Below are 13,982 nucleotides of genomic sequence, written 5' to 3'. Positions count from 1 at the left end.
CCGCTCACCCAGAAAACCCCGTCGCACGCGCGGAGAAAAGAAAGGCGGCGCCCCTGGGCAGCCGCCTTTGGCAATCACGCAGCGCTGGCGCCGCGCGCTTTACTTGCGTCCGAGCAGGATAGAGGCACCGAGCGACATGTTGTGCGGCGTGCCCTGTTGCTCATCGCCTGTGGAGTCGTAGCGGTACGACGCACTCACCTGGAAGCACGCGACGCGTATTTCGGCGCCCACGCCTGCGCGCACCTTTCCATTTGCGTTCACGGCGACTCCCGAAAGCAAGGTGAGGAAGCGAACCGGGTCTAATATCATCCCAAGCGCATAGGAAGAGCGCTTCCAGAGGTGGTCCACCTGCAGGTTGCTTACGTTCACGCGGGTGGCCACACCCACGCTAAAGAGGAACCAACTGAGCGGCCGGTACGCAAACCCTGCGCGCAGCATGGTGTCTGTCGCGTGCGGTGAGCCCGGCGTTGCTTCGTCCTGGCAGGGACAGTTACAGTCGCAGTCCTTGCAGCACGGCTTCTCGCCGTTACAGCAGGTCCCAACGCCCGTGCAGCGGCCCGAGCACGTCTTGCAGCACTGCTCACCCGTCGCTCTGCACAGGACAAACGGCGACCCCGGCAGTTTAACGGTGAACCCTAGGTTAGTAGCGGAAAGACCGACGTACATGTTGGGTTCTGCAGAGCTAAAGAACTTAGCAACGTTCCCCACCCATTGCAGACCCACGTCGGTACCCAGCGACAGGTGCGTTAGGCCCTGCGCGTCGCGGAACCCCGCCTTCAGGTTAGCCCCTATGGAAAGTCCCCCAAACCGACGGGAGAAGTTCACAATCCCCAAGCCCCCCAGTTTTTTAATTGGGTTGGAGGCAGGCGTGCACACGGGCCCCGTGGAGGGAGAAAAGTTAAACCCGGATTCGGGGAAAAACATACGCATCGACGCGCCGTATCCCCAGTTGCCCGACTGGCCAACGTAGGAAAGCGTTTCGGCATGCGAATTGTTAAATCCGACGGTGTGGGCAAAGGTTAGCTCACTGTGCGTCATGTTCGCACTCCCTGCTGGGTTCGCCTCAAAGAAGCTGGCATCGTTTGCCAATGCGGTGAACGAACCGTCCAGAACACTCAGACGCCCTCCGGAAGGGGAGGAAACTGCGCGCCTCTTAAACTCACTCATCTTTGAGCGAGTCTTCGCCGCAGCTTCTGAAGAGGCAATCGCCACGCTGGCTCCCGCGAGCACGAAACCACAGACGAGCGCTGCGCTCTTATAAAAAACAGATTTGTAATGTACCATCTGCCCATGATATGGTATCTGCGGCGTCCGCGCAAGCGCTCCCCCGCAGCCCCCTGATTGAGCGCTCGTCCCCTACAGTCTCACACTTTTTGCCGAGAATATCTTAACCGTGCTCTGTCAGCTCAATACTTTGTCTACAAGGAGACGCGCCTGCCGTGAGAATCCATCAACGCTCTGCTCCGTGCGTGCCTGTGCTTCTTTTTCTCTTCTTGCCGAGTGCGCCGCTTTGTGCGCGGGGTAGCAAGGACTGGACGCCGCCGCAACTGGGCGAGGTGATAGAGAGTACCGAGCAGGACCTTGCAGAGTTTGATGCCGGCCTTTTCCGTGCGGATCGCATCCTGGATCGCCATGACCTCTACCGCAAAACCATGCACCAGCTGTTCTCCACGCTCCTTGAAGAACCTAAAAACCACGCTAAGCACCTGCAGCTCATCGAAACGTTAGAAAAGCTCGCCGGTCCAGAGAGCAAAGAAATACACGAGTTTCTCAATCGACTGCGCAATTCTTCTACGTACGCAGTGTACGCTGCCCGTTTCTTTCACCTCATGGAGCGGGCGCGCATCCTCATGGCTCGCCAGGAATACCTGAAGGCCGCGCTCCTGTACCGAAGCGGCTACGAGCTCTACTACGATGAGTACCTTGCCGACCCGTCAAGTCCGGGGAAAAAGGAGGTGCGTGCTCGCGTCGAGCACGCACATGCGCATGTTTCCCGCGCAAAGCCCCTCCTAGAAGCGGTCGCCGCTGCACGGGCTCAGTATCAGAACACGCAGAAAAGGACGTATGCTGCCAGCGCCCATGAGGCTGCGCGCGCGCGCGACGCGTACTCTGCCGCCCCCGCTGCGCCTGCTGCACCCGGTGCCCGCGCACCGAGTGCAGCGTATCCTCACTCCTTAACGGTGGAGGCAGAATTAAGGATTTTGCAGGACTTTTCTAAAACCACTGAGGAAAGCGCCGCGCTCACTTCCCTGGTCCAAGCGCTTGGAGCGCTTTTAAAGTTTTCTCGCGACATAGAGCACACCGGTGTTGTTTTTGAACAGCTATCCACACGCGCGCAGAAAAATAACGAGACACAAGAGGCCTTCTTGGCCGTTGCACGCAAAATTACGCTCGGGCGCAGTAAACTTGAGTTCGAAGGTATTCTCGGCGCGCTCCAGGCTCCTGCCTTTGACGCTTTTGTAGATCTTTTTGAAGCAGGTCGCGCACATGTAGCGGCGCTCCACGACCAGGCGCGCGCACAGTTTACGTTTGCACATCCTCCGCACTCAGGCAGAAACATTCCCGCACCCACCGACACTGCACTGGCAAGTGCAGGCGCATGGGCAGCAGTCGGTGCAGGACCTGCAGGATCGCTCATTCCTGGCGCTCCTCTCAGTGCGGGAGTCGGCTCTCGCGGCGCGTGGGGAGCGTTGCCTGCGCCAGTAGAGCCGCTGCTCCGCCAGGCGGATGACGCATTGGGTGCGCTTGCAAGACTGTGGGCAGCGTGCGCCCCGCTCGGTGCCCAGCATGGCAGATTTCCCCGCGATTATGAGACCTTTGGCGCGCAGATTGTAGCGCTCAGTGCGCACGCCGACGCGTTGCGCGCCACAAAACACGCGTACGACTTTTACCATGCACTGCTCGCCTTCCAGCGCGCCCCCACCGTGCCTGTTTCGGCTGCATTGCGGCGTCAGGACCTTTCCCAGAATGAAGCGTTCGCGCGGGATCTGAGCGAACTTGCACACCACCAGGAGTTTTTGCGTCGTGCCCTTGCAGAAACCGAGTCTCTTTCCCCGCCTGCAGATACGGCAAGCACCCCGTCACCGGGGGGTGCAGGGGATACTCCAGTGCCCAGCCAGGCTGATAAGGGAGGGGCAAAACAGAGCGCTGCCCCTGATACTGCGCAAAAGGCAGTAGCCCAAAAAGCGGGTGCGTCGGAGGAGGCTGACGCGTCGTCTTCCCCCTCCGAAATGGCGGTGCGTGCGGCGCGTGCACAGCTGCATGCCATCCAAAGTGAGCTGTTGCGCCGCTTCACGGCGCTCAAACGCAACCGCTATACCGCACATATGGCGTTTCATCAGCACTCAGGCGTTTCTGCGCTCGCTGAGTATGCGCAGCAGCTTACCAGTGCCGAGGAAGCATTGCGCTTTGACGCGAAAGACGAGCGCAGGGTACGCGCGTTGAGCTTTGTGTCTGAAACGGGTCCTCAGCAGGTGAGTAAGGATATGGAGGCACTTGATCGGTTGCTTTCTTTTTTTTCTGGCGAAGAAGAGTTCCTGTCTGAGCGTGGCTATGCGTATGGGCTGCAGTCCCTGCGTGATTTGCGCACTCAGTTTGAACAGTTCTCTGCACGCGTGCAGACACTTTTTTTGGCAGCAGAACAACGGGCTATTCACGAACGACTGGCGCGTCAAGAAGCAGAGTACCGTTACCGACAGGCAGTGGAAGGTCTAGGTCAAGATGACTTTGGCGGTGCCCGTAAGAATCTGGTGCTATCTCGAGAAAAGGCCGATTTGGCGCTCTCGTTGCGGTACGACACCGGCTACGCTACCGAAACTGACACGCGATTGAGCACGCTTGATTCCTCAATTAACAGACGGGAAAATGAACTGGTTGTAAAGGACGTGCGCGCGTATATCGCACAGGCAAAAGATAAATATTACAAGGGAGAGGTGCTCGATGCGGAGCGTTTGCTCATTCGTGCGAAAAATCGCTGGGCAGTTACAAACGTCACCGAGAATGGGGAAATTACAAATTGGCTTTCTGTCATTAGTACGGCGGTTGCGCTCAAAATCGGGCGGGTAATTCCTGACTTTGCACCTCTTTACCCGCAGATGAGTCAGTTGTTACACCATGCAGAGCAGCTGTACTTGCACGCGGCATATTTGAACGCGTCGCAGCGCCAAGAGATGGAACGGTTACTCGCCACCTCGCGAGAGAATATACACAAAGTACTGCTTGTCTATCCGTTGAACGAGCGCGCAGGGCAGCTGAGTCTGAGAATAGACCAACTGCTCGATCCCCGCTCCTTCCGGCAGCAGTTTGCAAAAAAGCTCGATACCATCAGAGGAACGTACAAAACCGAATCAAAAAAGGCCTACAGTTTGCTCCTAGATTTGTACGCAATCGATGCACGCTTCTCTGGTATCGAAAAGCTGAAGCAGGAAGTGGAAATCTACCTGGGGGTTCGATTGCCGCCGCCAAACCCGCAGGCCATTGCACAATCGTCGAATTTTACGCTGGCTGCGCGTCGTATCTTTGAGCGTAGAGACGCGGCGCTCTATCAGGTAGCAATTCAGCAGTTAGACGAGGCGCTTAAGCTGAATCCTGATAACGATGCGGCTGCGCAGCTGAAAGATCGTATCCAGTCGCTCACCGGTGACGGTGCGGTAAACGTACTCAGTAGCGAAGACGAAAAAGAGTATCAGCGCGCCTTGCAGGAACTCCAAAAAGGAAATAAGCTCGTCGCCTCCGCGGTGGTTGAGCAGCTGTTACAGAAAGATCGCAATAAGAAGTCGGCAAAGATTCAGCAGTTAAAAAAGAGGATTGACGCACAATTATGAATGCTCGTCTGTGCTTTTTTTCGCGTCTTATCTTTTGCGTACTTTCTATCTGTGCTTTGCCACTTGTTGCTCAGGAAGATAAGCTCTACTGGGAAGATCCGTGGGCACTCAGCACTGAGCGTGCCGCTTTCGTCAAAGTTGCGTATTCGCACGATGTCGTTGCCGTCGTATGGCAGGAAGTGACGCCAAAAAATGCTACCTCGGGAGAAATACGACTGTCTGCGTCTTTTTACGATGGCAGTACGTGGCATACCGTGCGTACATTTTCTCCACCCCTTTTGTACAACCACCGTTCTCCTTCTCTTGCCTCCGTTGCTGTTAACAGAAAAAATGAGATTTTTGTTGCTGCCGCTTTTGATGCACACACCATCACCGTCTTTAAAACTACGGATTTTGGAAAATCATTTACGCATACTGTATTGCGTTCTCAGGGAAGCGATATTGTCGCCCCCTATGTGAGTGTTGCTTCAGATGACTCGCTGCTGCTGTTTGCCTCTCACGGTTCTGAGGATCACTTTTCTATCTTGCTTTGCCGATCCGAAGATGGGGAGCGTTGGACTCCCTTTCAGGAGTTTTTGTCTACCGAATTTAGCCGCAGACTCTTTTTGCCTTCGCATGTTTCAACGCAGGCCCAAGAAATAGTGGTGTTTCAGGCACATCACCAAGAGGGTGAGAGAGCAAGCTATCAGTTGTATTCAACCGTTAGCTTTGACCAGGGCAATACGTGGTCTGCGCCTGTGCCTGTTACACAACCTGATGAGTATCACAATCAGCGGCCCTTTTTGGATCGTCTCTCAGATGATCGTTTTGCAGTTACGTGGGAGCGCTCTGAACGTACGTCGACGCGATACGAGATGTGCTATGCCGAGCTCGATCGCTATGGGAGAAAAATCGGGACTACGCTCCGCCTGGCAGAACCTTCTGACCGTCTCATCACTCCCAACTTTGTGCATATCGACGGTACCACATTCTGTGTGTGGGCAGGAGAGTCAGCCGGGCTCAATACCATTTTTCTCGCGCAGAAAAAGGAAGGCGCGTGGAGTACTACTGCCGTACGTTCTAGTGAGGATGCCTTGCTGTTTCCGCATGCGGTGCGCGTTGACAATCACCTTGAGGTTTTTTGGCAAGAGGGAGAAGGGGCGCGTGCACGTGTGATGCGTTTGCGTCCAGATCAGAGTGTACAGCCACCGACCCTGATTGCAGAAAATTTTTCGCCAAACGCGGTAAGAAAGGGGACGCGCGCGCGGGTACGCATTGTATTTCCTCGGGATTCGTCAGGCATTGCAGGGTATAACTACGCGTGGCAATGCGGCGTGCAGCCTGCTGCTCCTCCTGATTACGTTGCACACTTTCCGGACAAACCTCAGATAGAACTGGAGGCAACGCAGGATGGCACGTGGTTTTTGGCCGTAACGGTGTGGGACTTCGCCGGCAATAAGTCAGCTCCCGCGTACCTTTCATACACGCGGGGTACTACGCCTGCTGCGCGTCCACAATTGCAAACTCCTCTACTGGAGAACACGCATGCGCTGAAGAGCAACACGTTTACACTCAGTTGGAATCAACCCAGTACTGATGCGCAAGGAAACGAGGAGCGCGATCACACCAGCTTCCTTTGGAGCTTACAACAGGTGGCACCGCTTTCAGCACTAACGTCCCTGCGTGTGGATACTGATGTACGAACGTTCGAAGAATTTCAGCAGCGCTGCGTGCGCGCCTTTCCTATACCTGTGGACGTGCACGGCACGCGCAGCAGGCAGTCGTCCGTATCGTTCACTAATAAGGAGAACGGCATCTATCGCTTTAGCGTATATGCCCTTGATCGCTCTGGAAACGTGAGCGAGCCCGCAGTTGTCTTTTTTGCCTTACGGCATTTCGTACCCTACACCGCCATTCGCTATGTGGATGTGAAAAAAGATCCTGCCGGTTCATTGCAGATGTCGATTGTTGGTAATGGGTTTCGTGCGCAAGGGACAGTCAGTCAGGTATACATCGATCGGGATCGCAAAGCTCCATATGACTTGGTATTGCATGCGCAGGAGTTCGCCGTTGGTTCAGACAACCTTATTTCAGACATACACATCGATAATTTAAAAAAAGGTTCTTACCACGTGGGGGTATGGCACCCTGCTCGTGGGGTGCATTTTGCAGAGTCAAGAGTGACGGTTTCTGAAATGGGAACGGTAAAATTCGGCGCGTACGACTATGAGCATCAGGTGCGGTGGAGTATCCCACACACTGGTGGATTGAGAGTGAATTTTGTTTCACTGTTCATGCTGATAGCGCTTTTTCTTGCGGGTGTGGTGTTTGCAGCGTCACTTACCAGGATAGGTGATATCGTCGGAGAAGCGTTTGTACTTAAAAAGCAAGTGGAAGCGCTCATGATAGGAGAGCTTATGCCGTCAGAGAAGAGACGAAAGGCTATGGCACTGAAAACACACGGTGCAGGATTGCGGGTGAAGTTCATCCTGTTTGCACTTACGCTGGTTATATCTGTCATTTTTATTGTGTCCGTGCCGCTTGGAGTGCGGTTTTCAAAAACACAAAAAGATTTGCTGGCTAAAAATCTTTTTTCTCGGGTTCAAGTGTTGCTTGAAAGTCTTGTGGCGGCAGGAAAGGTATACCTTCCAGCGAAGAATAAGCTTGAGCTTGGCTTTTTGCCCAATCAAACAACGGCATTGCACGAAGCGCGTTACGCGGTTATCACAGGAGAAAGTGAAGAGCCTCACGAAGAAGGTATCGATTTTGTGTGGGCAACGAATTTTAGCGATATTGAAACGGTGCTCAATGAGCCCGAATATCGGCAAGGCAATTCTCGTTTTGTTGACAAAAGGATTGCGCAGATTTTGCCGGCAATGGAGGATTTGAACAGACAGGTTAAGAAAGATGCAGAAAAGATAGCAAAGGGTATTGCGGATCTGACGCAGGAGGCAGTTGCGCTTGCGTTGCGCACTGATCAGGGGTCAGTACGTCGCCGAGATGATATTCAGTCCATTACGCGGCAAATGGATCAAAGGCTTTTGGAAATTTTTTCTACATTTTCAAACAACGCGGTGGGCTCCTACCCTGAATATCGGGTTGATAATTTATCAAAGCGTCACAGCTCCTACCTTTTCTATAAGCCCATCCTGTACCGCCAACGCGGACACGCGGATAGTTTTGTGCACGGCGTTGTGTTTGTAGAAGTCTCTACGCAGGAATTGCTCGAGCACATTGAGGGTTTACAGCGCGATCTCATTAAAATGGTATTTTACGTTTCTTTAATCGCACTCGCCTGTGGGGTCTTTGGCGCGTGGATTCTTGCCTCTATTATCATCAAGCCTATACGCAGGCTGGCAAGTCATGTGGCGATGATTCGCGACACGGAAAAAAAGGAAGAACTTGAAGGAAAACTGATTGCCATCAAAGGGCAGGATGAAATCGCTCTCCTCGGAAGAACTATCAACGATATGACAGAAGGGTTGATCAAGGCGGCGCTTGCCTCAAAGGATTTGACGGTTGGAAAGGAAATTCAAAAGATGTTCATCCCGCTTGATACCAACACTGAAGGGAGAAAGCTTACATCTGGGTATACGTGCGATGATCACGTGGAGTTCTTTGGGTATTACGAAGGCGCGCTCGGCGTTTCTGGGGACTACTTTGATTACATTAAGTTAGATGATCAGCATTATGCCATCATAAAATGCGACGTTGCAGGAAAGGGAGTTCCCGCAGCGCTTATCATGGTTGAAGTGGCAACGCTCTTCCAGAACTTCTTTAAAGATTGGAATATTCAAAGTCATGGTATCAACCTAAGCGACATTGTCTCTCGCATTAATGATCTCATTGAGGCGCGCGGGTTTAAAGGAAGATTTGCAGCCTTTACCCTGTGTATCTTTAATACAGTGTCCGGTACGGTGCACTTTTGCAATGCAGGGGATAATATAATTCATATTTACGATGCGCAGCAAAGAAAAATGAAGCGTATTACGCTTGCGCAAACTTCTGCTGCAGGGGTATTCCCGAGTTTTATGATTGATATGAAAGGTGGGTTTGGTGTGGAAACCCTCACCCTGCGTACAGGTGATGTCCTGTTCCTCTATACTGATGGCATAGAAGAGGCGAAGCGTCTTTTTAGAAACAAGCGGTTTGAACTGGTACTGTGCCAGGAACAGGGACTTGCGCATGATGCGCCCCATGAGACACATACGGTAGGTCAGGCCGGAGAGGAGCTGGGAGCTGAGCGTGTCAGCAGCATTATCGAATCAGTCTTTCTGAGGAAAGGTTTTTCCCTACAAAAGTGGCATAACCCTGTCGAAGGCGAAAAGTTTGAATTTGATTTCTCCTCTTGTGAAGGAAATCTAGACGAAGCGGTGCTCGCACTTGTGGCGGTGGAGCAGGTGTTCCGTATGTATAAGCACCCTCGGGCAACCAACCTTGATAAAATCAGGGTGGATAAAAAAGTGGATATGTTTTTAGCACGGTATTTTGTTCAGTACCCTGAGTACTGTGCGCGCAAAGAGGTAAACAGCGAGTACGAAGAGTACCTGTATTATACGTTCATTAAAGAAGACGACCAATACGATGATCTCACTATCTTGGGAATAAGAAAGAGATAGTGCCGCTGTTGTGCAGGTTATTGCATGGTGTGTGGGTTGTGACAAGGAGACGCAATGCAGATTATACCCATTGCGAGTGGAAAGGGTGGGGTTGGCAAGAGTTTGCTTGCGGCAAATTTGTCCATAGCGCTCGGTCAAGCGGGGAAGAAGGTAGTAGTAGCGGATTTAGATCTTGGCGCGTCGAATTTGCATCTGGCGCTTGGCCAAAAGGGAAATAAGCACGGAGTGGGAACATTCCTTATGGGTGCCTCTTCTTTTGAAGAGATTATGGTGCCAACTGGATATCCCAATGTATATCTTGTGCCAGGAGATTCTGAGATACCTGGCTTTGCTGCATTGAAGGTTTCTCAGCGGCGGGCTCTAACAGTGGGTTTGTTAAAAACGCATGCTGATTATGTGGTGCTGGATTTGGGGGCAGGCACTCATCTTGGAGTGCTTGAGTTTTTTCTCCTTTCTTCACGAGGGATTATCGTTACTGAGCCTGCAGTTTCTGCGGTTTTGAATGCCTACCTTTTTCTAAAAAATGTGGTGTTCAAAATGTTGTGCGCTGCCTTTAAGAAAGGGACTGGGGGAAGTATTTTTTTAGAGAATCTCAAGTCTGATGCTGCGGCGGTACAGCGCATGTATGTGCCTAAGATTCTTGCTGAGCTTGAGCGTGTGGATCAGCGGGGAGTTGCAGTACTTCTGGATCGGATGCGGTCTTTTAGGCCGAGACTAGTCATGAACATGATTGCAGATCCGAAGGATGTGGATAAGGCGTTAAAGATTCGCCGCTCGTGTGAGCAGTATCTGAATATTACGCTTGAGTACCTTGGGGTCATATACCAGGATACGCAGCAGAATGTCGCGCTCTCCTCTGGTCTTCCCATTGTTGTGTACAAACCGCAGTCACTGATTGCCCAGGCAGTGTACCGGATTGCCGATAAGATTTTGCAGTCAGAGGGTGAGGAGGCGTCTTCCATTGAGGATTATGAAGGGTTGGTGGAACGAAGTTTTGCCTCTGCAGAAGCAGAAGCAGAAGTGGATTTCCAGTTTCGTATGGACTATCTTGAGGATTTGATAAAAAGCAAAACAGTGTGTGTGGGAGATCTTGCTGAGATCATAAAAGCTCAGCAGTATGAAATTGCTACTCTGAGGAAGCAAAATCTGCTCCTCCAAAGGAAAATAAATAAGACATTGCGCAATGCGTGAACTTCATGAGGGTGGGGTATAACCCCTATTTGTGGGGGTGTTTTTGGGAGAATACAGTTTACGCGGAGCGTGGTGAATGGTGACAGGATAAACGGAAAACGGTGGCGGGGTAGTGCGCGGTGCATTTCCTTACGCGGTGGAGGTTGTGTGATGTTGAGTATTGTCTATCCGTCGTGGATTCGTCCGGAAATAATTCCTTCTTTTCCCTATTTTCGCTGGTACGGCTTCATGTATGTGGTTGCATTCAGTATCGCGTACATACTGTTTCGCTACCAGGTGCGGCGCGGTGAGCTTGATAAATGGAGTCGGGTGAGCGAGCCTGTCACGCAGGATGACATTATGAGTTTTTTTACGTGGACGATTCTGGGCATTTTAATAGGGGCGCGTGTTTTTTCCACCATGGTGTATGAGGTCGATTTGCTGTATATGCGCAAGCCATGGCTGATTTTTTGGCCGTTTTCTTTGCAAACGGGTGAGTGGGTTGGATTGCGAGGAATGTCGTACCACGGTGGGTTAATTGGCGCGCTCGTGGGGGGTGGCTTGTGGACTCAGTCGCATGGGAGAAGCTTTCTTGCATGGGCCGATGTCGCTGCAGCGTCAACTCCACTTGGGTATACTTTTGGAAGAATTGGTAATTTCCTTAATGCTGAATTATATGGGCGTATTACTGATATCCCCATCGGCATGATTTTCCCGAATGTTCCCTTATCTGACATGTTTCCTGCCTCTGAACCTTGGGTGAGGGAGTTTGCACAGAGGGTGGGGATTCACGTGCAAGAAGGTGCACGGCTCGTGAATTTGCCTCGTCACCCTAGCCAAATCTATGAAGCTTTTTTTGAAGGAATTGTGCTGTGGTGTATTTTGTGGTGTGCGCGTCGGGTAAAAACGTATAACGGCTTTTTGGTGTGTTTGTATGTGGTGGGGTACGGAGTGTTTCGTTTTTTTATTGAGTATTTTCGTCAGCCTGATGCGCATTTGGGGTACAGGTTTTCCGCCACGCAATCGTCTCCGATTTACCTTTTCCAGTCATGGAGTGATGTTTCCACCGGGCAGATTCTGTGTGTTCTAATGATTCTCGCAGGTTTGGGTGGGATGTTCGCACTTTCGGCGTATCACAAGCGGGATAGTGTGCGGAAAGCGCGTGTATGAAAATGAAAAGAATGCACCGACTGGTCCATCAGCCGAGATGGGGTGGCGCGATGTACCTTGCGTATAATGCGCAAAGGTGAGCCGATTCTTCTTCCGTCGTCCTAATGAGCTGGTCTTCTTCTGGTGTACCAAGCACCGCATTGCGCTCCAGAGGGTTTCGGTATGTGATTTCTCGAAAGGGGTTCAGATAGTCTTTGCATCTCGTTTTGTGAATTTGTGTTACTCTGTACTTTTCGATGGTAATTGCGTGTTGCACGTAGGTGCAAAGTAGCGGTGCGTCTATCCTTGTTCGTGCAAGAGAACATAACACTGCATAGGCGTGGAGTGCTTTATCCGTTTCGTACGTGGCAGCAAGCGCGTCGTATTCTTTGTGGATGTGGTGCCAACTTTTGAACTTTCCCGTTTCAATGTTTTGTAGAAGTGTCTCAAACTTATCTTCAGGTACGAGTTGTCCTCCCATGTTTACCCAGTTGTGTGTGATAGTTTTAGGATCGTGCGAAGTAAAGTGGGAGATGCAGCGTGTTGTTTGCTCAAAGAAAGACAGGAGCGTTTTTGTGCAGTACCATATGAGTATGTCTCGGTATGCTTTGCGGGCTTCTAAGGGTTTTAGCACAAGTGTTGATCGGGTGGAGTGTTCTATGCCGGTGAGCAGTACGGGGATTGTCTGTGCTTTGGTGGGATGTTTGAGGACAATGTCTTCGGCAGTGAGCGCGCTGTTTCCCGCGTTAACCCACGCGCGCTCTATCGCGCTGTCTAGTAAAGCGAGTGCGTTTTCAATTTCTCCTATTGTGTCGGGAGCGAAGACAGAGATTTCTACTGTTTGTGTTTTCGTTTTTCGTTTGTCTCGCGCAGCGAATTTTTTTTCGTTGCGTTCAATCGCATACATGTTGTAGAGCCAGTAGTACGCGGGCATGATTTCTAATCTGTTTTCCCGTTCATTGTTGGTGACAAGACTAAAAGGAAATGGAATATCAAGTTCTGCGGGGTAATTTTTCCCCGTGATTAATACGAAAGAAGCAAAACGACAATTATGTTTGAGGGTACTTGCAAGTCCTGACCAGAACCCTCGTCCCGCAATAATTTCTCCGTCATTTTTGCGTGTATTGTGATTTGACCCAATGGTGGAGCCAGCAGCAATATTTGACTGACCACGTATGAGTGCTGCGATGAGGAAAGAGTTGTTGTGGTGTTGTTCATGGTAGGGAAAGATGAGTGCGTTAAGAACCTCACAACACGAAATCGTGGAGTTATCACCTAAAACTGAGTGAATGAGTCTGGTACCATATTTAAGTGCGCAGTTATTTCCCAGTACAAAGCGCACCGCCTTTACCCCATAGAACACACGGCAACCATATCCGATCACCCCGTTCACTAACTCTACTCCTTCTCCTATTTGCGTAGGTTCCTGGAGAGATGACTGAACAGTAAGGTTTTTTAGTTTGTTTGCTCCTTTTACGTATGATCCAGGACCGAAGCACACATCCTTGATGATACGGCAGCTTTTGATAACGGATTGTGTTTCAATCGTTCCGTAGTATCCGCGGCGAGTGTCGTGTTGTTGTTGAGTCATTGACTCGAAGCGTTGCATGAGCAATGTTCTGTCTCGGTGGCATGCCCACAAAAACGCGTCTGCTGCGATCATCCCTACGAAGGGAAATATTTTCCGTCCGCCTGTTTCGTTGAGAGGATCAATGGTGATGCGGACTGCTTCTTGTTCTCCGTCTTTTATAATTCCTGCGCCGAATTTTGCGTGGTTAGTGGTACACAGCTCATCAATCCTGCTGAGGATGACATGATTTCCAATTATGTAGTGAGAAATATATGCGCAGTGATGGATGGCGCAATTTTCTCCGACGTCGCACGAAATGAGTGTACTGTGGGTAATACCGGTTGGTACGGTAAAGTCGTGATATCGCAGAAGGCGTCGCTCGAGCGACGCGATGCGTACGAGCCCTGCAAATGATGAATTACGTATGAGTGACGCGTCGAACGGATCTGCTACTAAAACGTCGTGCCAGGTATCGCAGTGATTGCCCTTTTGTATAAGGGTGTGAATTTCCTCCTTAGACAATGGTCTCCATGCACGTGGGGGTTCGGCGCTCTGGGAAAAGCGGAGATAGTACTCGTCTTTTCCGCGAGGGATATGGGTTTGTGTGATGAAGTGGTATCCAAAAGAGGGTAGGTCTAAAATTTGCACACGCATTCTCCCTTTTGGATGCCC

At 51.2% G+C, this 13,982-nt stretch carries 6 protein-coding genes; 4 read left to right on the top strand and 2 right to left on the bottom strand.

The genetic code is table 11. From position 1 onward, the window contains the following. Positions 1-99: 99 nt before the first annotated feature. The gene (locus tag TPANIC_RS04235; RefSeq protein ID WP_014342833.1) at positions 100-1,284 is read right to left on the bottom strand and encodes a UPF0164 family protein; all 1,185 of its coding nucleotides are present in this window, start codon (positions 1,282-1,284) and stop codon (positions 100-102) included. A gap of 155 nt (positions 1,285-1,439) precedes the next feature. Here TPANIC_RS04235 and TPANIC_RS04230 point away from each other — a divergent pair, with 155 nt between their 5' ends. The 4 genes from TPANIC_RS04230 (at position 1,440) to lgt (ending at position 11,761) form a co-directional block, all read left to right on the top strand. Further along, entirely contained in the window at positions 1,440-4,823 is a 3,384-nt protein-coding gene (locus TPANIC_RS04230) for a hypothetical protein (protein ID WP_010882299.1), read from the top strand. Further along, positions 4,820-9,421, top strand: coding sequence for a SpoIIE family protein phosphatase (locus TPANIC_RS04225; RefSeq protein ID WP_010882298.1), 4,602 nt, complete (start codon positions 4,820-4,822; stop codon positions 9,419-9,421). The genes TPANIC_RS04230 and TPANIC_RS04225 overlap by 4 nt, the downstream gene beginning before the upstream one ends. A 54-nt stretch (positions 9,422-9,475) precedes the next feature. Then, entirely contained in the window at positions 9,476-10,612 is a 1,137-nt protein-coding gene (locus TPANIC_RS04220) for a nucleotide-binding protein (RefSeq protein WP_010882297.1), read from the top strand. A gap of 150 nt (positions 10,613-10,762) precedes the next feature. Beyond that, positions 10,763-11,761 (top strand): prolipoprotein diacylglyceryl transferase, encoded by a 999-nt coding sequence (gene lgt / locus TPANIC_RS04215; RefSeq protein ID WP_010882296.1) that lies wholly within the window; start codon positions 10,763-10,765, stop codon positions 11,759-11,761. Between the two features lie 28 nt (positions 11,762-11,789). Here lgt and TPANIC_RS04210 read toward each other — a convergent pair whose 3' ends face one another. Next, complete coding sequence (locus TPANIC_RS04210) at positions 11,790-13,964, bottom strand: DUF4954 family protein (protein ID WP_010882295.1); 2,175 nt, start codon at positions 13,962-13,964, stop codon at positions 11,790-11,792. Between the last annotated feature and the right edge of the window lie 18 nt (positions 13,965-13,982).

The sequence above is a fragment of the Treponema pallidum subsp. pallidum str. Nichols genome, assembly GCF_000410535.2.
GTDB lineage: Bacteria > Spirochaetota > Spirochaetia > Treponematales > Treponemataceae > Treponema > Treponema pallidum.
The sequence above is the reverse complement of the archived record's forward strand: the minus strand, read 5'-3'. Positions and strand labels throughout refer to the sequence as shown.

What these genes read in the sequence shown, in the direction of transcription:
- TPANIC_RS04235 (WP_014342833.1), bottom strand. Translation starts at nt 1,284, where the DNA reads ATGGTACATTACAAATCTGTTTTTTATAAGAGCGCAGCGCTCGTCTGT.
- TPANIC_RS04225 (WP_010882298.1), top strand. Translation starts at nt 4,820, where the DNA reads ATGAATGCTCGTCTGTGCTTTTTTTCGCGTCTTATCTTTTGCGTACTT.
- TPANIC_RS04220 (WP_010882297.1), top strand. Translation starts at nt 9,476, where the DNA reads ATGCAGATTATACCCATTGCGAGTGGAAAGGGTGGGGTTGGCAAGAGT.
- lgt (WP_010882296.1), top strand. Translation starts at nt 10,763, where the DNA reads ATGTTGAGTATTGTCTATCCGTCGTGGATTCGTCCGGAAATAATTCCT.
- TPANIC_RS04210 (WP_010882295.1), bottom strand. Translation starts at nt 13,964, where the DNA reads ATGCGTGTGCAAATTTTAGACCTACCCTCTTTTGGATACCACTTCATC.